Below are 17,351 nucleotides of genomic sequence, written 5' to 3'. Positions count from 1 at the left end.
CGGGTGGTAATCTTGAGCCGCTTCAACAGCCAGAATGATCGCCTGAACGATATGGAGCCGATCGAGCCATCGACCCGATCAGGCAATCACCCCTAGGACACTTGCAACGCAAACCCATCTGGCAGGGCGGCCCCCTGCAAATCCGCTTGCCCCAGCAGCGTTCCGGTCAGATCCGCCCCGCGCAAGTCTGCATCCCGCAAAATCGCCCCCGTCAGATCCGCATAGCTGAGGTCAGCACGCTTCAGATTGGCTCCCGTCAGATCCGTAATCAGAGGCGTTGCGCCGGAAATGCGGCGTAAATTGGCGCGGCAGAGCTTGGCTCCCTCCAACGATGCATGGCGCAAAATTGCCCCATTCAGTTGGCCATAGCTCAAATCTGCCTCCGCAAAGTGGGCGTGCTGCAAATTCGTGTGGTGATTAGGGGTCGATCGAAAATCCACCTCATACAAAACGGCCCCTTGCAAATCTGCCCGCGCCAAATCCGCACCGCTCAAAATTGCCTTGCAAAAGTTGGCAAACTTCAAACAAGTTTGCGTCAAAATTGCCCCCGTTAAATCTGCCTCTCGCAGCGTTGCCTCGCTCAAATCTGCTCCATGCAAATTCGTTCCCCAAAGCAGCGATTCACTCAGATCCGCCTGTTGCAGATTGCAATGGCTGAGGTTGCTTTTACCTAATCTTGCTTGCCGAAAATCCGCTTGCTTAAAGTCAAACCCCTGGAAATTCATGGCGGTTAATTCCACATCCCGCATTTGGATGAGATGGAATTTTTGTTCACCCGCTGCACCGCGCTGAATCAGTTCTTGCACGTCCATAAAGTCCGTGATTTCCTATCGATGAATTCGGTTAACAGCCTGTTGAATCGCTAATCATGGCCGCTTGAATGGTTGTTCTGGCACGATTGCCGCGATCATCCGGGGTGGCTTTGGGCGGCCGATCGCCCTGCTCGATCGCCCATTCCCGTCGGGCCCAATTGGAACTGTTGAGCCTGTTGCCGCAGTCGATCGCCAATGCCATCGCAAACACTCTGACAAAGCACAAACACCTTGGGATCCGCCACTTCGTAATAGGCGCTAACGCCCTTGGGCTGCCGGGACAAGATGCCCGCCTGGGTCATAATCTTCAGGTGTTTGGACAAGTTGGCTTGACTGAAACCCGTCGCTTCCGTCAGTTCCATCACGTTCATGGGCCCCGATCGCAAACAACACAAAATTTGCAAGCGGCTCACTTCCGAAAGCACCTTGAAATAGTCAGCGATCGAGGTCAAAACTTCAGGGGTCAGCGGGTTGCAATCTTGATCAGTCATGCCAGAAGGGGGCCAAGCAATGGCGTTGGAGAATATGCAAGCGTTTGGGAGCAAACAGGCTGCTGGTGAGGGCAATTCAGCATGGGAGCACAGGAGCAAGATGACCCAATGCGCGATGACCCAATGAGATGACCCAATAAGTATAACTGGATAGCCATAAAGAGTTTAATAGAGATTGCCCGATCGCCCAAGGGACATCCCACAACCCTTTCAGCCAAGCTGATGCGCATGGAATGCCTTGCGATATCCTATGGGGGAAGCTTGGACTCTAGCAACGCGAGATCGTAGCCGAATGGACTCTAAATACCGAAGAATTCTACTGAAGCTCAGCGGCGAAGCGCTGATGGGTGACTTGTCCTATGGCATCGATCCCGAAATTGTCCACGGCATTGCCCGCGAAGTGGCGGAGGTGATGGCCACGGGGGTGCAACTGGCGATCGTGGTGGGCGGTGGCAATATTTTCCGAGGAGTCAAGGCGGCGGCCGGCGGCATGGATCGGGCCACGGGTGACTACATCGGCATGATCGCCACGGTGATGAACGCCATGACCCTGCAAGATGCCCTAGAGCGCCAAGGGGTACCCACCCGAGTGCAAACCGCGATCGCCATGCAAGAAGTGGCTGAACCCTACATTCGACGACGTGCCATTCGTCATCTGGAAAAGGGGCGAGTGGTGATCTTTGGGGCTGGCTCCGGCAACCCGTTTTTTACCACTGACACAACGGCAGCGCTGCGAGCGGCGGAAATTGATGCGGATGTGATCTTTAAAGCCACGAAGGTGGATGGGATCTACGACGCGGATCCAAAGACCAATCCTGAGGCAAAACGCTACACCAGCCTCAACTACAATCATGTTTTGACGCAGGATCTGCGCGTGATGGATGGTACCGCGATCGCCCTGTGCAAGGAAAACAACATCCCGATCGTGGTGTTTGACTTGACCGTTAGCGGCAATATTCAGCGCGCGGTCATGGGAGAATCAGTCGGCACGATTGTAGGAGGACGCTGTGAAGTTAGCTGACGTTGAAAGCAACATGCAAAAGAGTGTGGAAGCCACCCTGCGCTCTTTTAATACGCTTCGAACGGGGCGGGCGAACACCTCCCTGCTCGATCGAATTGTGGTGGAATATTACGGCACTCCTACGCCTTTGAAGTCTTTGGCCGGCATCAGCACCCCCGATGCCAGCACCATTGCGATTCAGCCCTACGATAAAACCACCCTGTCGTTGATCGAAAAAGCGATCTCGATGGATGAAGATATTGGTCTCACGCCCAATAACGATGGTTCGGTGATTCGCCTGAATATTCCGCCGCTCACCTCAGAGCGCCGCAAGGAGCTGGTGAAGGTGGCCTCGAAGTATGCCGAAGAGGGCAAGGTCGCCATTCGCAACGTGCGGCGAGAGGCGATCGATCAAATTCGTAAGCAAGAAAAGAGCGCCGAGTTGTCGGAAGATGAAGCCCGTGATTTGCAAGATCAGGTGCAAAAAACCACGGACAAATTCATCTCCAAAATTGACAGCTTGCTAGCGGAAAAAGAAAAGGACATCATGACCGTTTAACAGGTTTGGTGAACGAATTGGCAACCCGATCTCGTTCAGGTGCTGCCCTGCTGTGGGATTGGCCTGACTCGATCGGGTTTTGCTGTTTTTCGATGGAGTTGGCTATCTGAATTTCGGTTGAATTTCGGTTGAATTCAGCTCCGTTGCTTCCAGATCCCTCTTGCAGTGAATTTTTTGGCCTATGACCCTTTCAGTTGGCGACCTCGCCCCCGATTTCACCTTGCCCGATGGCGAAGGCAACTTGGTGCAACTGTCGGCGCTGCGGGGCCAGCGGGTGGTGCTCTATTTCTATCCTCGGGACAACACGCCCGGTTGCACCAAAGAGGCCTGCGGTTTCCGCGACCACCACGCCGAATTCCAAGCAGCAAACACCGTGATCTTGGGTGTCAGTGCAGACGACGCAAAAGCTCACCAGAAATTCACCCAGAAGTTTTCACTTCCTTTCCCGTTACTCTGTGATCTCGACGGTTCCGTCGCCACCGCCTATGAGAGCTATGGCCCTAAAAAATTCATGGGCAAAGAATATATCGGAGTTTTCCGACAGACTTTCGTTATTGGGGTAGATGGTAGGATTGAGCAAATCTATCGGAAAGTGAAGCCTGAAATTCATCCAACTCAGGTTCTTGCTGACCTTTCAACCCCGTTGGCATCCCCTGAATGAACTGGGAAATTTGGCCGTGACCGGTTTTCGTCCTTTGGCCCAAGTTTGGCGCTATGTCAAAACAGTTTTGGGTGTGGTGTTTCGCCATCCCCTGGTGGGTGTGACGATGATTCCGGTGATGCCGGATGGCCGGTTCGTGCTGGTGAAGCGGCGGGATAACGGCCTGTGGTCGTTACCCGGTGGGTTGGTGGATTGGGGCGACACGATCGCTTCGACCATTCACCGTGAGCTGGCGGAGGAAACGGGTCTCACCGTTGTGGCGGTGGGGCGGTTAGTGGGGGTTTATTCGGCCTTTGACCGCGACCCTCGAATCCATGCCGTGAACATTTCTGTGGAAGTGCAGGTGACTGGAGCGATCGCCCCGGTGGATCAACTGGAAATTGCAGAAGTGGGCTTGTTTGCGCCAAGTTCGATCGGGGGGATGTTGTTGGCGCATGATCATGCGAGACAAGTCCAGGATTATTTCAGAGGCCAAGCCGTTGTGGATTAAACCCCAGGCAGCGGCCCAACTGGTGCGTAATGCCCGAATGCGGTTGCCGCGAGGGGATTGGTTTTGGCGAGAGGCGGGAAAGCCGGACTCGCTGGCGGTGGTTTGTTTGCATGGGGCGGCCCATGACGGCGGCCAGTGGCAGGGGCTTTTGGAAGCGTTGGGGCGATCGACCCATTGCCTTGCGCCGGACTTGCCCGGGGTGGGAGAGTCGGGGCGGCCGCGCTGGGAGTCGTTGCCGGGGTTGCTGGCGGCGATCGATGAGTGGTTGGACGCGCTGCGGGTCGATCGGCTGTGGCTGTTGGGAGCCGACTTGGGCGCTTGGATCGCCATCAGCTATGCCCTGTATCGTCCCCATCGTGTGCTGGGGGTGTTGCTGGTGGATCCGGAGCAAACCTTGAAAGGTGCTCAATTACGATTCCGGTGGCCACAGTTGGGTTCTCCCCGTCGCAGGCGGCAACCGGCGGCCCCATCCTTGCTGAAGCGGGCGGTTCGATCGCCTGCATCACCGATCAATTTGGAGTGGGGCACGGTTCGGGCCGAAATTTTGGAAACGAAGAATTGGGATAGTCTGGTTTGTCCGGTTTGGACGCTGCGGGCTGTGCGCGAAACCGGGCGCGATCGGGGGCGTTCAGCCAAGGGGCCCCATGCGGCTTGGTTAGCCCAGACTCGACAGGCGTTTTTGCCTCTGGAAGGGGGGCAGCAAATTCAAGAAGCGCCGGAACTGGTGGCGGAGATCATTGCCAGAACCATGGCAAACCCCCGATCGCCCATTTTGCAACTGGATCTCTAGGAGCCAGGATGGGCGCGGAACCTGGGCAATTTTGGGAAAGTGAAGGCAAGGATGGAGCAGGGCGCACTGATGGAGGATCTAAAACGGTTGCTGGAGGCGGTCGCGGCGGGGCGGGTGGCCCCTGAACAGGCCATGGCCAGCCTGCAAGATCAGGGTTTTTTTGCGGTGGAAGGGTTTGCCAAGGTGGATTGGCAACGGGAACGGCGCACGGGGTTTCCGGAGGCGATTTGGGGCCAAAACAAAACCCCGGAACAGATCGCGGCGATTATGTTGGCGATGCGCGATCGGGGCGCGCCCGTGATTTTGGCAACGCGGGTCGATCGCGCGGCCTATGACCAAATTGCTGCGATCGTGCCGGATTTGTACTACCACGCCTTGGCGCGGATTTGCGCTTGGCAGTCGCCGGCCGCCCTGCGTCGCCAGCTTCGGCCCGGCACGATCGCCCTGGTGTCGGCGGGAACGGCTGATTTACCCGTGGCGGAGGAGGCGGCGGTGACCGCTGAGTTAATGGGATTTCGGGTCGATCGGCTCTGGGATGTGGGAATTGCGGGCATTCATCGGCTGTTTGCCCACCGCGATCGCCTGGCCCAGGCTGACGTGTTGATTGTGGTAGCGGGAATGGAAGGGGCCCTGCCCAGCGTGGTGGCGGGGTTGGTGGATGTGCCGGTGGTGGCCGTGCCCACCAGCGTGGGCTATGGGGCCAACTTCAACGGATTGGCCCCGCTGCTGACCATGCTCAACTCCTGCGCGGCGGGCGTGGGGGTGGTGAACATTGACAACGGCTTCGGGGCGGCGATCCTGGCGGGCCAAATCCTGCGCACGGCGGCTCGCATTCCCATTCCCGATCGCGCCTCTGAAGGTCAGAAATGAGCAGATCAGAATTGAGCGCTAATAAGCGCTGATTTGGCTCCTTTGCAGTGCTTTTGCAGATTTATCGGAGAATTTACTGAGAAATCTGCTGACGAAACTGTTCAGCCTTGGCCGCTAAGTCCACTTGAGCGATCGCCTCTTGATGCCCAGAAGCCAGCCATTTGAGCTGCACCGTGCCGTTTTCGGCCTCCGCATCACCCAAAATGACGCAAGCGGCAGCTCCGGCGCGATCGGCCCGTTTGAATTGCTTACCAAAGGCACTGGCGCTTAAGTCCATTTCCACCGCAAAGCCCCCCTGCCGCAGAACTTGGGCCACTTTCAAGGCCTGTTGTTCGGCCTGTTCGCCCCGGGAAACCACGTAAAAATCCACCCGATCGCCCGTCAAGGGTTGCAACTGCTGCAACAACAAAATCAACCGCTCCATCCCGATCGCCCAGCCCACGGCCGGCGTTTCCGGGCCGCCCAGCTCGCTCACCAAGCCATCGTAGCGACCACCACCGCAAACGGTGGCCTGTGCGCCCAAGTCATCGGACTGGATTTCAAAGGCCGTGTGGCTGTAGTAGTCCAACCCTCGCACCAGTCGTGAATCCACTTGGTAAGCAATGCCCAAATCCGTCAGGGCCTGTTGCACCTTGGCAAACCGCGCGGCCGACTCGGGCGAGAGGGCATCTAAAATGCTGGGGGCTTCCTGGCAAATTTCCTGGGTTTTGGCCACTTTGCTATCCAAAATCCGCAGGGGATTGCGGCTGAGGCGATCTTGGGAATCCGGATCCAAATCTGCAAAGTAGGGCGTGAGGTAGTCCACCAGTTGGGCCCGATAGGTGGCGCGATCAACCCGATCGCCCACGGAATTCAGCAACATCCGCAACGATTTCAACCCCAAGTGATTCAGCAGTTCCACGGCCACCGCGATCGCTTCCACATCCGCCCGCGCATCCCCACTACCCAACAGCTCTGCGCCAATTTGGTGAAACTGCCGTTGCCGGCCCGCCTGGGGTCGCTCGTACCGGAACATGGGGCCGCAATACCACAACCGTTGGGGGCCGCCAGCCGCAAAGAGCTTGTGCTCCACAAAGGCCCGCACTGCGCCCGCCGTGCCTTCCGGCCGCAGGGTCAAGGAGCGATCACCCCGATCGGTGAAGGTATACATTTCCTTGCCCACCACATCCGTTGCTTCGCCAATGCCCCGGGCAAACAGCTCCGTTTGCTCAAAGATGGGGGTACGAATTTCCCGAAATGCGGCGCGGCCCAGCACTTGGCGGGCGGTGGCTTCCACGTGCTGCCAATAGCCGATTTCGGTCGGCAAAATATCTTTGGTTCCGCGTAGGGCTTGAATGGCAGTCATGGCAGGCGATCGAGTCGAGGTAAAAGAATCGAATTGAAATGGTGGTGAAGCGTTCAATATCCTAGAGCGGTTGGGGCCCCGAGATCCTGCAAATTCTGTTGATTAGTCCCCGCAACTGCTTAGGTCGTGGGGAGCGATCGCCAGGGGCCAAACCGATCGGCATAGTGATCCAAAATCGCTTCCACCTGTTGCCGGGCCCGATCGCCCAGCACCGGATCCAGTTCGATCGCCACGCCTCCCACCTGACTTTGCAAATAATCAAACTCCTGGGAGGTTTGGGGCAACAAGACCGCCTGCACCCCAGCGACCAAGTTCAGGTGGGCCGCCAGTTCACGGTAAACCGCCAGAGGCAGGCGATCGCAGGTTAACGCTTGCCGCATGGAATCAGAATTTAACAGCGCCATAATCGCTACGGTCGGTGATAACGAGGGTCGAAATAATGTCGAAATAAAAAGGGTCGATCGGCTGTGACGAATCGCCGCGATCACTTGCGGTCAATGCCAATATGGATCCAATCGGTATCGATATGAATGCGATCAGTATCGATATGGAATGGGTCAATATCGATATGGAATGAGTCAGTGCAGATCGGTGCAGATCAACACAGAATCAATCGCAATAGATCAAATGTCCTAGGCTTCCGGGGTTGGCTCTGTTTCCCCATTGGGCACGGGGCGATCGCGCCGCTGGGCCCACAATTGTCGATAGAGCAACTCCAAATCGTTGCCCGCCCGCCGAAACAGCTTGGCTTGGGTAAACACTAGCCCTTGAAAGAGGCGATAAAACGCCAACGACCCGATCGCCACCACCAGCCCCGTCGCCGTGCTGATCAGCGCTTCCCCAATGCCCAGAGTGACCCCCGCCGTGGCATCGGTTCCCAACTGCCCGATTCGGATTGATCCCAAGGAGCCAATCAGCCCCAACACCGTGCCCAACAGACCCAACAGGGGCGAGAGGGCAATCACCGCCTCTAGCAGCTTGTCGCCCTTGCGCATGGCGCTGAGTTCTTCTTCGGCGGCCGACTCCAGGGCCAGGCGAAAGAGTTCCGGGTCTGGGTCTTCTAGCTTTAGGGGAGCCGCCAAAAACCGCCCGATCGGTTGGTCGCGGGCCTTGCTGGCGATCGGGCCGGCGCTGCTCCAGTCATTGCGGGCCGACTCCAAGATTCGATCGGCCACCTCCCGTTCTCGCAGCAAAATGCGCCCCCAAAACCAACAGCGCTCAAAGACCGTCCCCACTGACAGCACCGACAGTGTTAACAACGGCCACATGGCCGGGCCGCCCTTGGTAAACAGATCACTTACACTCACGGTTTCGTCCTTGCTCGTTGCGCGATCGCTCGTTCCCTGGCCAGAGCGCAGGAGAGCCAAAGCATCGGTCAGCCCCGCGCTAAGGGCATAGCATTGCGCTCGGCTTTACACTTAACTTCGCAAATTTAGCAAATTTAACGGATCCATACCTAACGCCCCAGAGCGGCCACCCCGCCCCTCGATCGGGATTCAACGTAAAATCACCGGGCAAACTGCAACCAAATTTGCACCATCTCAACGGAGGATTGGGTTAATCTAAAGACATGCGACTCTGAGCGATCCCTCAACAGTCGATCGAACCGCCGTCAAGGAGCCTTCGATTAATGGACTATATCGAACAGGTGATAGAAAAGCTGAAACAGTGGGCACAGAAGGTGATCGAAGCGCTGCTTGGCCCACAGGCCCAGCCGGAGGCGGAACCGATTCCCGTGCCTGTGGATGATCGCGCCTATCGCCGCCGCTAATTGGATATTTGTCCTGGGAAGTTAGCGTCAAGCGTTCGTATCTTTCAACAACCGATTTAAACCGACGATTCGCCAAGCAAGGGGACTATCCTCTTGCTTGTGCTTTAGAAAGGGGTTTTGAGAAATGGGGTTAGCTCTGAGGTTGGCGCGACCCTCAGAAAAGCCTCAGAAAAACTGGGGCTGGAATTTTGCGAGAATGGGCCACTCAGTCCATTGAATTTAGACCGCGAAAGAGCGCCGAAATCCGCGTGAAAATCTTGATTTTGCATGGCCCCAATCTGAATTTGCTGGGGCAACGGGAACCGGGTGTCTATGGAACCCTGACCCTGGCGGCCATTAATGAACGTTTGGAACAGGATGCGGCGGAGCTGCAAGTGGCAATCGATTGTCGCCAGTCGAATCACGAGGGAACGTTAATTGACTGGATCCATGAGGCTCTGGGGCAATTTGACGGTTTGGTGATTAATCCCGGTGGCTACACCCACACCAGCGTGGCCATCCGCGACGCGATCGCCGGGGTGGCCATTCCCACCGTGGAAGTACATCTCAGCAATATCCACAAACGGGAAAGCTTCCGCCACCATTCCTACATTGCTCCCGTGGCGATCGGGCAAATTTCCGGCTTCGGCCCCGAAAGCTACCGGTTGGGGCTACGGGCGTTGGTCACCCAGTTGCGATCAAGCAAGTGATCCGGCTAATTTCTGCCGGACTTTTTGCCAGGTGTTATGGATAATTTCGCTGAACCTGAATGGACGTAACTGGACTCGAACCAGTGACCCCCACGATGTCAACGTGGTGCTCTAACCAACTGAGCTATACGTCCGCAACGGGTTATCACCATACCATGATCTCTTGAAAAAACGCAAAGCTTTGACCAAGGTTTTTCAAGGTTTTTTCGCGGGCGGTGCGTTGGGGGGGCGATCGAGCGGCCTTCAGCGGCTGTCAGTCGCCCCCGAGCCTGGTTAGGATAGAGGCGCTTTCCCAACCGTTGCTGCCGGACATTGCACCCCCAGCCTGTCATGGTTGGCAATTTCCCCTGAGGATTCGGATTCGTGGCCAAAATTACCGCTCACCAGTCTTTGCGCAACCCCGATCGACTGGCCCGTTTAGGGGCGATCGGGGGCATGGCTTTGGGGATTGGCCTGGCGATCGGGTTGCCGTTGGCCCCTGGGGCCCAGGTTTCTGCCGCCCGCCCCAACTTGGATCCACTGGCGCAACTGCGGGCTTTCAACCATTGCCGAGGCTGCGATTTGCGCTATCGAGACCTCACCAGTTTGAACCTGCAAGATGCGGATCTGCGATCGGCCAACCTCTACGGAGCCAACCTGCGAAACGTCAATCTCCAGCGGGCAAACTTGGCAGAGGCCAACTTAGGCGCAGCCGACTGTACCAGGGCAGATTTTCGAGGGGCCAATTTAGAACGGGCCAATTTACGGGCCACCAATTTCAGTGCAGCTCAGCTCGATCGAGTGAACTTTGCTCGCTCCAATTTGATGTTCGCGGACTTGCGAGGAGCCAGCTTGGCCAATGCCAACCTCAGGGATGCTCACCTGGTGAATATTCGGAGCGACGGAGCCGAGTTATGTGGCGCAACCCTGCCCAATGGCACGTTGGTGCGGCAACCCTGCGAAGCCCCCAAGCCCGAACCCAATAAGTTTTAGAAGACCATGGGGCGATCGGTTGGTTCGCGCTGATTCGCAAGTCCCACGCAAAGCTCACGCAAAATCCACAAAACAGCCCTCAAAGCCGTTTATCAATCATGTCTGCCAGCAAGGCCAAAATGGCCGTTTGGGTGGCAGCCAACAGCAAAATTAGGGTGGCTTCCGTCAAGTCATTGCGCACAAAAATATCTTGCGCCAACGAAACGCAAAACCCGATCGCAAAGGCCGCTGAAACGGGCATCAAAATTCGCATCGGCGCAAAATATAGCCCCGTGCGCAGAATAATTTGCACAAATCGCAAAGTGTCCCGAATCGGTTTAATTTTGCTGCGGCCTTGGCGCGGGTGATAGTCGATCGGCTCGTAATGCACCGTATAGCCATTGGTGAGCATGGCCACCGTAATGGTGGTGGTGAAGCTAAAGGTATTGGGCAAAATATTCAAAAACCGATTGGCAATTTCCTTCCGAAAAATCCGCAAACCACTGTTCAAGTCAGGAATCTTGGTTTTGGTAATCCACTCCGCAAAGCGAACGAGAAACCACTTAGGAATTTTCCGCAAATTGGAATATTGCACATTCTCCCCAGTCCGCGACCCCACAACCATGTCCGCTTCCGCCAGTTGAATTAAATTCACCAAGGCCGGAATCTGTTCGTTGGGATAGGTTCCATCCGCATCAGTAATTACAATCAAAGAATACTTGGCGTGACGAATTCCGGTTTTTAAGGCCGCACCATAACCCCGATTAATGTTGTGATCAATGACCCGAATACCGGGTAGTTGATGCAAAATTTCACCGGTTCGATCGCTGGAACCATCATTCACAGCAATGATTTCATAGACACCCGGATAAGCACTGAGGGTGGCTTGCAGATGTTCGATGGTGGGAGCAACGCCCAATTCTTCATTAAAAATCGGCAACACCAAAGAAAAAGCAGGATAGGCTATTTCCCCAGAGCGATCGCCTGGCTCATTTTGATCCACCAGAGCGGGATGGTTAGCGATGCTTGGGGGATTGCTACTCATGCGAAATAATCGCCTCAAAAAACAGGAAAGTGACGGGAAATTAAGGGAGCGGGAATGCAGTTAGCACCCGCACACCAAACGCCGTCTACTTTACCATTGGCCTGATCTACCCCAGGGAATTCTAAATGGGGTGGTCATTATCGCCGCAGAGGATCGATCGCCTCATGCTGTTTGGAGCGGTGATGAGGGGGTGATGGGGCGGTGATTTGATCGCGAAACTTCGAGAAAACTCGACCATCGAGCCTTCGTCAAGCCTCCGTAGAACCTTGGTTGCAGAAATTCAGAGATTGAGAGGTTGATCAATAATGCGTAATTTGGCGGCGCGATCGCCCCGTTGGCGACCCTACTGGCCCCCCTTGGGCCATCTGAAATGGGGATTCTTGGCCGCGTTGGTCATTGGCCTGGCCGCGATCGGGGGCATCGTTAGTTGGGGAGCCACCCAGCCCAGCCAGGCCGCAACCCCCGGCGGCACGGAACTGGTTTGGTATGGCCAATCGGCCTTCAAGCTCACCACCCCTTCGGGCAAAGTGCTGTGGCTCGATCCCTGGTTGCAAAATCCGGCCAACCCCGAAGGAAAAGCCATCCTGAACCAGCTCGATCGGGCTGATTTGGTGCTTGTCACCCACGGCCACAACGATCACGTGGGAGATGCAGTGGCGATCGGCCAAAAAACCGGGGCCCAATTGGTGGCCACCTTTGACTTGGCCAATGCTCTGGTTTCCCTGTTGGGCTACCCCAAAGAGCAATTGCAATTTCCGGCCCTGGGCAACTTCGGCGGTCAAATTTCCTTGCTGGATGGGGAAGTGGAAGTGGCATTCGTGCCAGCGGTTCATAGTTCCACCGTTAGCACAGATGGCAGCCCCCAACCCTTTTATGCAGGTAACCCGGGCGGCTTTTGGATCAAGGTGAAAAACGGCCCCACCCTCTACCACACGGGCGATACAGACCTGTTTGGCGACATGGCCCTCATTCCAAAATTTGGACCCGTGGATTTGATGTTGACCTGCATTGGTGGCAAATTCACCATGGGCCCCGATCGCGCCGCTGAAGCGGTGGAATTGGTGCGCCCCAAATTGGTGATACCCATGCATTACGGCTTATTTTCGTTGCCGGGCACACCGGAACAGTTCGCCGCAGCCCTGAAAGCCAGACGCATCACCACGCCCATGAAGGTGATGAAAATTGGGGTTCCCGAACAAATTTAGGAACCGCATTTTTGCAGCCCAAAAATCAACAACCCAACAATCAACGTTGATGGGCTTTTTGGGCAATTCATGAACAACCAGTCCACCAAAAACACTGGCAAGCTGATCAAAAAATGATCGATCGCCCTGCCAGTGTTTTTCATGATTCACCGTCAACATTGCAATGCCCCGATCGAGTTGAAAGCTCAAAATCATGGGACATTTCAACTCAGCAAATTAATTCGGAACTATGCGGGTTCCCCTTCGGAAGAATCAGGGGCGATCGCGGCAAACTTGGCAAACACTTCCGCCTCCGTCAGGTTCACCGTTTGGTTCGCAAAGTCATAGTAACGGGGCTTGCGATCGACAAAAATTTGCTCCGTGAATTCAAAAGGCTGGTCATCGGCAAATAATCCCGCTGGCACAAAATAGTCCTGAGTCGGAACCAGCCGATAAAACAAATGCGTGCCGCATTCACCGCAAAAGGCTCGCTCAGCCCAGTCGGATGATCGGTAAACCTTCAGTTTCTCGCTTCCTTCGATTTGCACATCGGAACCGCAAGCAATTCCCAGCGCTGGGCCACCACTCCATCGACGACACATCCCACAATGACAAGCATCCACGGTAGTTTTGTCGGGAACTTCAATGGCGATCGCCCCACATAGACAGTGACCTTTCATCGATCGCGCCTCCTCCATCAGAGACTATTTGAACGGCCGCAACAATGGTTACAACAAGGACTGCAACAACAGCAGTTACGGCAACCATTATTTGATTTTAGTACGATAATCCTCAATGGTCACTGCCAAAATGTCGCAACGGCAATCAATCGGGAGATCGCTTGCCTCGTCCCCTAGCACCAGTCTTGCAATAATCTAGGCTGAAGGTGCTGCCCGATCGCGCCCAAGAACTCTATCGATCGTTCAATGCCCCACTCCAGATTGAGCGTACCAACAAAGCCTTCTATCAACCCTAGCGAGCTAACAAATGATGACTGCCAAAGAGCGACTCCTCCTAGCGATCGACCAAGCACCCGAAACCGTCATAGAGATTGTTTTGACGTTGCTGATGTTTGTTCAGCAACAACTTCAGTCATCGCTACAACCCCAAGCAGAGACACCGGAATCTGCTACGGATGAAGCCGCACCATTACCCAGCTTTTTTGCGACTGCCCAGCGCCTAAGTGCAGAACTCCCCGAGGAAGCCTGGAAAGATTGGCCGGCTGATTTTTCAATCAACCTTGACCACTACCTCTACAGCACTCCCTCAAGTTAAAGTGTAATTCTGCCCTGAATAAAGAGGATTAGGGAAGATGACCAGCGCAGCTTTAGAAAACCTAGCCAGACAAATTCTGAATTTATCATGGGGTGATCGAATCCGCCTTCTTTGGCAAATTCTGCAACAGCTTTGGCAAAAACCAACAGTTCTTGAGTCTCATAGGTTGAGTACTGCGGAACCTAGTCCTTTTGAGCAGCAATTCGGAACATTAACACTCGATGAGCCTTGTGATTTCGACAATGAAAGTATCGATGCTGACTTGGCACGTGCTTACGCTAGTGACCTGGAATCTTGATGATACTTCTCGATACCTCCGGGCTACTTTGCCTGCAATACGAGCAAGAGTCGCGCCATCAGCAGGCCGTCGCTGCCTATCGAATGGCAACGGCTTGGATTACTCACAGCTTCATTATTGATGAATATATGTCGCTAGCAACGGCACGGCGCTATTCGCGAACCAAGGCTATCAACTTTATCAACTCATTGTTGAATACACCAAAGATTGAAATAGTTTGGGTTGATGAATTTCTGGTTAGAGCTGCCGTCACACTCTTGCAGAATCGCCCTGATAAGACTTACTCTCTCTGCGATACTGTCAGCTTTGTTTTGATGCAGCAGCGGGGTATTCGTGAAGCATTGACGACTGATAAACACTTCACCCAAGAAGGATTTACAGCAATTTTGCGGCAAACAAATTGAGGGCGCAGGGTTGCTAGTCCCCACGCCCTCGATCGAACCTACTTCTTGTCACGCAACCGCTTCAAGCCAGGAAACACCAACCAGGCGATCGCCGCCGAACCAGCCAACATCGCCGCCACCGGAAAAGTCTGCGACAAAGCCGCCAACGCCGCCGTCACTTCCAACAACAACTTGATGTCTTCGAGGGTTTCCATTGGCTGCACTCCGAACTTATTTGATATCTCTATCAAAGCGGGTGCTTGCTGGTCTTGCTGCCGCTGCTTTGTTGGACTTGAGTTGATGTTTTGTTGGATTTTTCAATCGGTTTTGGGAACAAACTTTATGTCTGCCCCCATTCGTGCTCACACTTAATTTGCCCTGAGTTCAGGAAACAGAACTCAGGGCTACAACAGTAGTGATTACAGGCTCGACAGCACCTCGCGGGCGGCGGCCAAGGTGGCTTCGATGTCCTCGTCCGTGTGGGCCAACGACGTGAAGCCCGCCTCAAACTGCGAGGGAGCCAAGTACACGCCCCGCTCCAACATGCCCCGGTGGAAACGGCTGAACTTGGTCAGGTCAGCGGCCTTCGCTTCTTCGTAGTTGCGCACGGGGCCCGCCGTGAAGAACATGCCGAACATGCCGCTGATGTGGCCGCCGCAGACTTCGTGACCGGCTTCCCGGGCGATCGCCAGCAGGCCGGTGATCAGCTTGCCGGTGATTTGGTCGAGATATTCGTAGCTGCCGGGACGACGCAGCAGTTCCAGAGTTTTGATGCCAGCGGTCATGGCCAAGGGGTTGCCCGACAGGGTTCCCGCTTGGTACATGGGGCCCGCAGGAGCGACCATTTGCATGATTTCGCGACGGCCGCCGTAAGCGCCCACGGGCAGCCCACCGCCGATCACCTTACCGAGGGTGGTCAGGTCGGGGGTGATGCCGAATTTTTCTTGCACGCCACCGTAGGCGATTCGGAAGCCGGTCATCACTTCGTCGAACACCAGCAGCGCGCCGTTTTCCTTGGTGATTTCGCGCAGGCCGGCCAGGAAGCCGGGTTCGGGGACGATGAAGCCCGCGTTACCCACGATCGGCTCCAGGATTACGCCCGCGATTTCGCCGGGATATTCCGCGAACAGGGCCTTGACGGCTTCCAGGTCGTTATAGGGGGCGGTCAGGGTGTCGGCGGTGACGTTTTTCGGCACGCCAGGGGAGTCGGGCAAACCGAGGGTAGCCACGCCGGAGCCGGCCTTGACCAAGAACATGTCGCCGTGGCCGTGGTAGCAGCCTTCAAACTTCAGCAGTTTGGTGCGGCCGGTGTAGGCACGCATCAGGCGCTGGACGGCGATACAGGCTTCGGTGCCGGAGTTGACGAAGCGCACCATTTCAATGCTGGGGACGGCATCAATCACCATCTGGGCCAGCACGTTTTCTAGGTAGCAGGGCGCACCAAAGCTGGTTCCTTTGTCGATCGCGGCTTTCAGGGCTTCCAACACTTCGGGATGGGCATGGCCGCAGATGGCGGGGCCCCAAGTGCCCACGTAGTCGATGTAGCGATTGTTGTCCACATCCCAGGCATAGGCTCCCTGGACGCGATCGAACACGATCGGCTGACCACCCACGGACTTAAACGCGCGCACGGGCGAGTTCACGCCGCCGGGCATCAGCGTTTGGGCAGCGGCAAAAATTTCTTCTGAACGGGTGGTGTTAAGGGCAGTGGCAACCACAGCGAGCTTCTCCTTAGTTGGGTGTAATGGTTGGTTGTGATGGGGTTGGCGAATATCAAACCATTTTTACAACCCTAAAATTTTAAAATGAGAGGGGCGATCGCTGTCAGAAGTGGTAATATAGCCAAGCGATGTTGAGTGGCGCTTGCGCGGCCGCTTGCATAGCCGACCCTGGATGCGTAGCTCAGTTGGATAGAGCATCAGATTCCGGTTCTGAGGGTCGGGGGTTCGAGTCCCTCCGCATCCGTTCCCATCAAATGACGATCGCATAAAATGGCGATCGCGGGCTGGTTTTGGTGTTGTTCAACCAGCCCTAAGGTTTATTGTGACCACTGACGCATCGCCTTCTCATTCGCCTCATCTATCTTCCCAGTCGTCCGAATCGCGGGCTGGGGCTAATGTTGGTCTCGGGTCTGAGTCTTCACCCCCTGCGGAATCTGCGACCGCCAAGCCAGCCCCGGCCAATGCGGTGGTTACTCGCGACATGACGATCGATGACCTCGCTCCGGTCTTTCACCTGGGCGAACAGCTTTTTCAAAATGAGTTGTATCCCACGCTTTACCGCACTTGGGATGAGTGGGAGGTCACGGGCCTCTACAACACGGATCCGGAATATTGCCTGATTGCGGAAGTGGAAGGCGAGTTTGCGGGATTTGTGTTGGGTACGGTGATTGAAAAACAGGTGACCTACGGCTACATCAATTGGCTCGGGGTTGATCACCGATTCCAGCGCCGGGGCGTGGCCGACTCCTTGGTCGATCGATTCGTGGAGCGCACGATCCACCAAGGGGCCCGCAGCCTATTTATTGATACGGATCCCGCCAATGAACCGGCAGTGAAGTTCTTTACCCGCAAGGGCTTTGACAATGTGCGCCGCCACGTTTACATGTCGCTCGATTTGGGACAACATCCCTACTTTGGCCGACTGATTGACTACGAGCAAGATCAGGTGGAACGGGCTGCTCGCAAGCACCGTCGCCGGGCCAAGGGATAAGCTGTGCAGTTGATCCCCTGATCCC

Annotated in this window: 23 protein-coding genes and 2 tRNA genes; 15 read left to right on the top strand and 10 right to left on the bottom strand. The window is 55.6% G+C overall.

What is annotated here, in order from left to right; all coding sequences use genetic code 11:
* Positions 1-92 precede the first annotated feature (92 nt).
* Positions 93-812, bottom strand: coding sequence for a heterocyst differentiation pentapeptide repeat protein HetL (gene hetL, locus H6G52_RS06715; protein ID WP_099532075.1), 720 nt, complete (start codon positions 810-812; stop codon positions 93-95).
* 95 nt (positions 813-907) lie between these two features.
* A complete protein-coding gene (locus H6G52_RS06710) occupies positions 908-1,303 on the bottom strand; it encodes a metalloregulator ArsR/SmtB family transcription factor (protein WP_099532074.1) in 396 nt (131 codons plus the stop codon).
* A 292-nt stretch (positions 1,304-1,595) separates the two neighbouring features.
* Here H6G52_RS06710 and pyrH point away from each other — a divergent pair, with 292 nt between their 5' ends.
* From pyrH to larB, 6 genes are all read left to right on the top strand, one after another.
* Positions 1,596-2,324: a UMP kinase gene (gene pyrH, locus H6G52_RS06705; RefSeq protein WP_099532073.1), complete on the top strand. Its 729-nt coding sequence runs from the start codon at positions 1,596-1,598 to the stop codon at positions 2,322-2,324.
* A complete protein-coding gene (gene frr, locus H6G52_RS06700) occupies positions 2,311-2,862 on the top strand; it encodes a ribosome recycling factor (protein ID WP_099532072.1) in 552 nt (183 codons plus the stop codon). Before pyrH ends, frr begins: the two co-directional genes overlap by 14 nt.
* A gap of 181 nt (positions 2,863-3,043) precedes the next feature.
* A complete protein-coding gene (bcp, locus tag H6G52_RS06695; RefSeq protein ID WP_099532071.1) occupies positions 3,044-3,523 on the top strand; it encodes a thioredoxin-dependent thiol peroxidase in 480 nt (159 codons plus the stop codon).
* Positions 3,486-4,013, top strand: coding sequence for an NUDIX hydrolase (locus tag H6G52_RS06690; RefSeq protein ID WP_234406562.1), 528 nt, complete (start codon positions 3,486-3,488; stop codon positions 4,011-4,013). The genes bcp and H6G52_RS06690 overlap by 38 nt, the downstream gene beginning before the upstream one ends.
* Positions 4,003-4,803: an alpha/beta fold hydrolase gene (locus tag H6G52_RS06685; RefSeq protein ID WP_190527267.1), complete on the top strand. Its 801-nt coding sequence runs from the start codon at positions 4,003-4,005 to the stop codon at positions 4,801-4,803. The genes H6G52_RS06690 and H6G52_RS06685 overlap by 11 nt, the downstream gene beginning before the upstream one ends.
* Positions 4,804-4,872: 69 nt before the next feature.
* Complete coding sequence (gene larB / locus H6G52_RS06680) at positions 4,873-5,673, top strand: nickel pincer cofactor biosynthesis protein LarB (RefSeq protein ID WP_190527265.1); 801 nt, start codon at positions 4,873-4,875, stop codon at positions 5,671-5,673.
* 73 nt (positions 5,674-5,746) lie between these two features.
* Here the strand turns inward: larB and hisS are convergent, their stop codons facing one another.
* From hisS to H6G52_RS06665, 3 genes are all read right to left on the bottom strand, one after another.
* Positions 5,747-7,018, bottom strand: coding sequence for a histidine--tRNA ligase (gene hisS, locus H6G52_RS06675; protein WP_190527263.1), 1,272 nt, complete (start codon positions 7,016-7,018; stop codon positions 5,747-5,749).
* Positions 7,019-7,137: 119 nt separating this feature from the next.
* A complete protein-coding gene (locus tag H6G52_RS06670; RefSeq protein WP_099532068.1) occupies positions 7,138-7,422 on the bottom strand; it encodes a hypothetical protein in 285 nt (94 codons plus the stop codon).
* Between the two features lie 228 nt (positions 7,423-7,650).
* Positions 7,651-8,325 (bottom strand): MotA/TolQ/ExbB proton channel family protein, encoded by a 675-nt coding sequence (locus H6G52_RS06665; RefSeq protein ID WP_190527261.1) that lies wholly within the window; start codon positions 8,323-8,325, stop codon positions 7,651-7,653.
* Between the two features lie 323 nt (positions 8,326-8,648).
* Here H6G52_RS06665 and H6G52_RS06660 point away from each other — a divergent pair, with 323 nt between their 5' ends.
* Together H6G52_RS06660 and aroQ are read left to right on the top strand one after the other, a co-directional pair.
* Positions 8,649-8,789, top strand: a complete 141-nt coding sequence (locus H6G52_RS06660) for a hypothetical protein (protein WP_190355392.1) — start codon at positions 8,649-8,651, stop codon at positions 8,787-8,789.
* A gap of 248 nt (positions 8,790-9,037) precedes the next feature.
* Positions 9,038-9,478 (top strand): type II 3-dehydroquinate dehydratase, encoded by a 441-nt coding sequence (gene aroQ / locus H6G52_RS06655; protein WP_199858076.1) that lies wholly within the window; start codon positions 9,038-9,040, stop codon positions 9,476-9,478.
* 60 nt (positions 9,479-9,538) lie between these two features.
* Here aroQ and H6G52_RS06650 read toward each other — a convergent pair.
* Positions 9,539-9,612: transfer RNA gene (locus H6G52_RS06650), tRNA-Val, on the bottom strand.
* A 229-nt stretch (positions 9,613-9,841) separates the two neighbouring features.
* On the opposite strand from H6G52_RS06650, the gene H6G52_RS06645 reads away from it, so the two are divergent.
* The gene (locus H6G52_RS06645) at positions 9,842-10,450 is read left to right on the top strand and encodes a pentapeptide repeat-containing protein (RefSeq protein ID WP_199312224.1); all 609 of its coding nucleotides are present in this window, start codon (positions 9,842-9,844) and stop codon (positions 10,448-10,450) included.
* A gap of 79 nt (positions 10,451-10,529) precedes the next feature.
* On the opposite strand, the gene H6G52_RS06640 is transcribed toward H6G52_RS06645, so the two are convergent.
* Positions 10,530-11,474 carry a glycosyltransferase family 2 protein gene (locus tag H6G52_RS06640; protein ID WP_190527259.1) on the bottom strand — a complete coding sequence of 315 codons (945 nt, stop codon included), beginning with the start codon at positions 11,472-11,474 and terminating at the stop codon, positions 10,530-10,532.
* A gap of 305 nt (positions 11,475-11,779) precedes the next feature.
* Here H6G52_RS06640 and H6G52_RS06635 point away from each other — a divergent pair, with 305 nt between their 5' ends.
* Complete coding sequence (locus tag H6G52_RS06635; protein WP_190527257.1) at positions 11,780-12,679, top strand: metal-dependent hydrolase; 900 nt, start codon at positions 11,780-11,782, stop codon at positions 12,677-12,679.
* A gap of 227 nt (positions 12,680-12,906) precedes the next feature.
* Here the strand turns inward: H6G52_RS06635 and H6G52_RS06630 are convergent, their stop codons facing one another.
* On the bottom strand, positions 12,907-13,338 hold the full coding sequence (locus H6G52_RS06630) for a GFA family protein (RefSeq protein WP_190527255.1): 432 nt from the start codon (positions 13,336-13,338) through the stop codon (positions 12,907-12,909).
* A gap of 307 nt (positions 13,339-13,645) precedes the next feature.
* On the opposite strand from H6G52_RS06630, the gene H6G52_RS06625 reads away from it, so the two are divergent.
* From H6G52_RS06625 to H6G52_RS06615, 3 genes are read left to right on the top strand one after another with little or no spacing between them, the layout of a single operon-like run.
* A complete protein-coding gene (locus H6G52_RS06625; protein WP_190405014.1) occupies positions 13,646-13,933 on the top strand; it encodes a hypothetical protein in 288 nt (95 codons plus the stop codon).
* Positions 13,934-13,970: 37 nt separating this feature from the next.
* Complete coding sequence (locus H6G52_RS06620; RefSeq protein WP_190355397.1) at positions 13,971-14,231, top strand: hypothetical protein; 261 nt, start codon at positions 13,971-13,973, stop codon at positions 14,229-14,231.
* Positions 14,231-14,635, top strand: a complete 405-nt coding sequence (locus tag H6G52_RS06615; RefSeq protein WP_190355447.1) for a type II toxin-antitoxin system VapC family toxin — start codon at positions 14,231-14,233, stop codon at positions 14,633-14,635. The genes H6G52_RS06620 and H6G52_RS06615 overlap by 1 nt, the downstream gene beginning before the upstream one ends.
* Positions 14,636-14,673: 38 nt before the next feature.
* On the opposite strand, the gene H6G52_RS06610 is transcribed toward H6G52_RS06615, so the two are convergent.
* Together H6G52_RS06610 and hemL are read right to left on the bottom strand one after the other, a co-directional pair.
* Positions 14,674-14,829 (bottom strand): hypothetical protein, encoded by a 156-nt coding sequence (locus H6G52_RS06610; RefSeq protein WP_190527252.1) that lies wholly within the window; start codon positions 14,827-14,829, stop codon positions 14,674-14,676.
* 204 nt (positions 14,830-15,033) lie between these two features.
* Positions 15,034-16,332, bottom strand: coding sequence for a glutamate-1-semialdehyde 2,1-aminomutase (gene hemL / locus H6G52_RS06605; protein WP_190527250.1), 1,299 nt, complete (start codon positions 16,330-16,332; stop codon positions 15,034-15,036).
* 173 nt (positions 16,333-16,505) lie between these two features.
* Here hemL and H6G52_RS06600 point away from each other — a divergent pair.
* Together H6G52_RS06600 and H6G52_RS06595 are read left to right on the top strand one after the other, a co-directional pair.
* A tRNA-Arg gene (locus H6G52_RS06600) sits at positions 16,506-16,579 on the top strand.
* A gap of 237 nt (positions 16,580-16,816) precedes the next feature.
* Positions 16,817-17,326: a GNAT family N-acetyltransferase gene (locus tag H6G52_RS06595; RefSeq protein ID WP_099532059.1), complete on the top strand. Its 510-nt coding sequence runs from the start codon at positions 16,817-16,819 to the stop codon at positions 17,324-17,326.
* Positions 17,327-17,351: the final 25 nt, after the last annotated feature.

This window comes from Limnothrix sp. FACHB-881 (genome assembly GCF_014698135.1).
In the GTDB taxonomy this organism is placed as follows: domain Bacteria; phylum Cyanobacteriota; class Cyanobacteriia; order CACIAM-69d; family CACIAM-69d; genus CACIAM-69d.
Note: the sequence above shows the minus strand (reverse complement) of the source record. Positions and strands in the feature narration are given on the sequence as shown.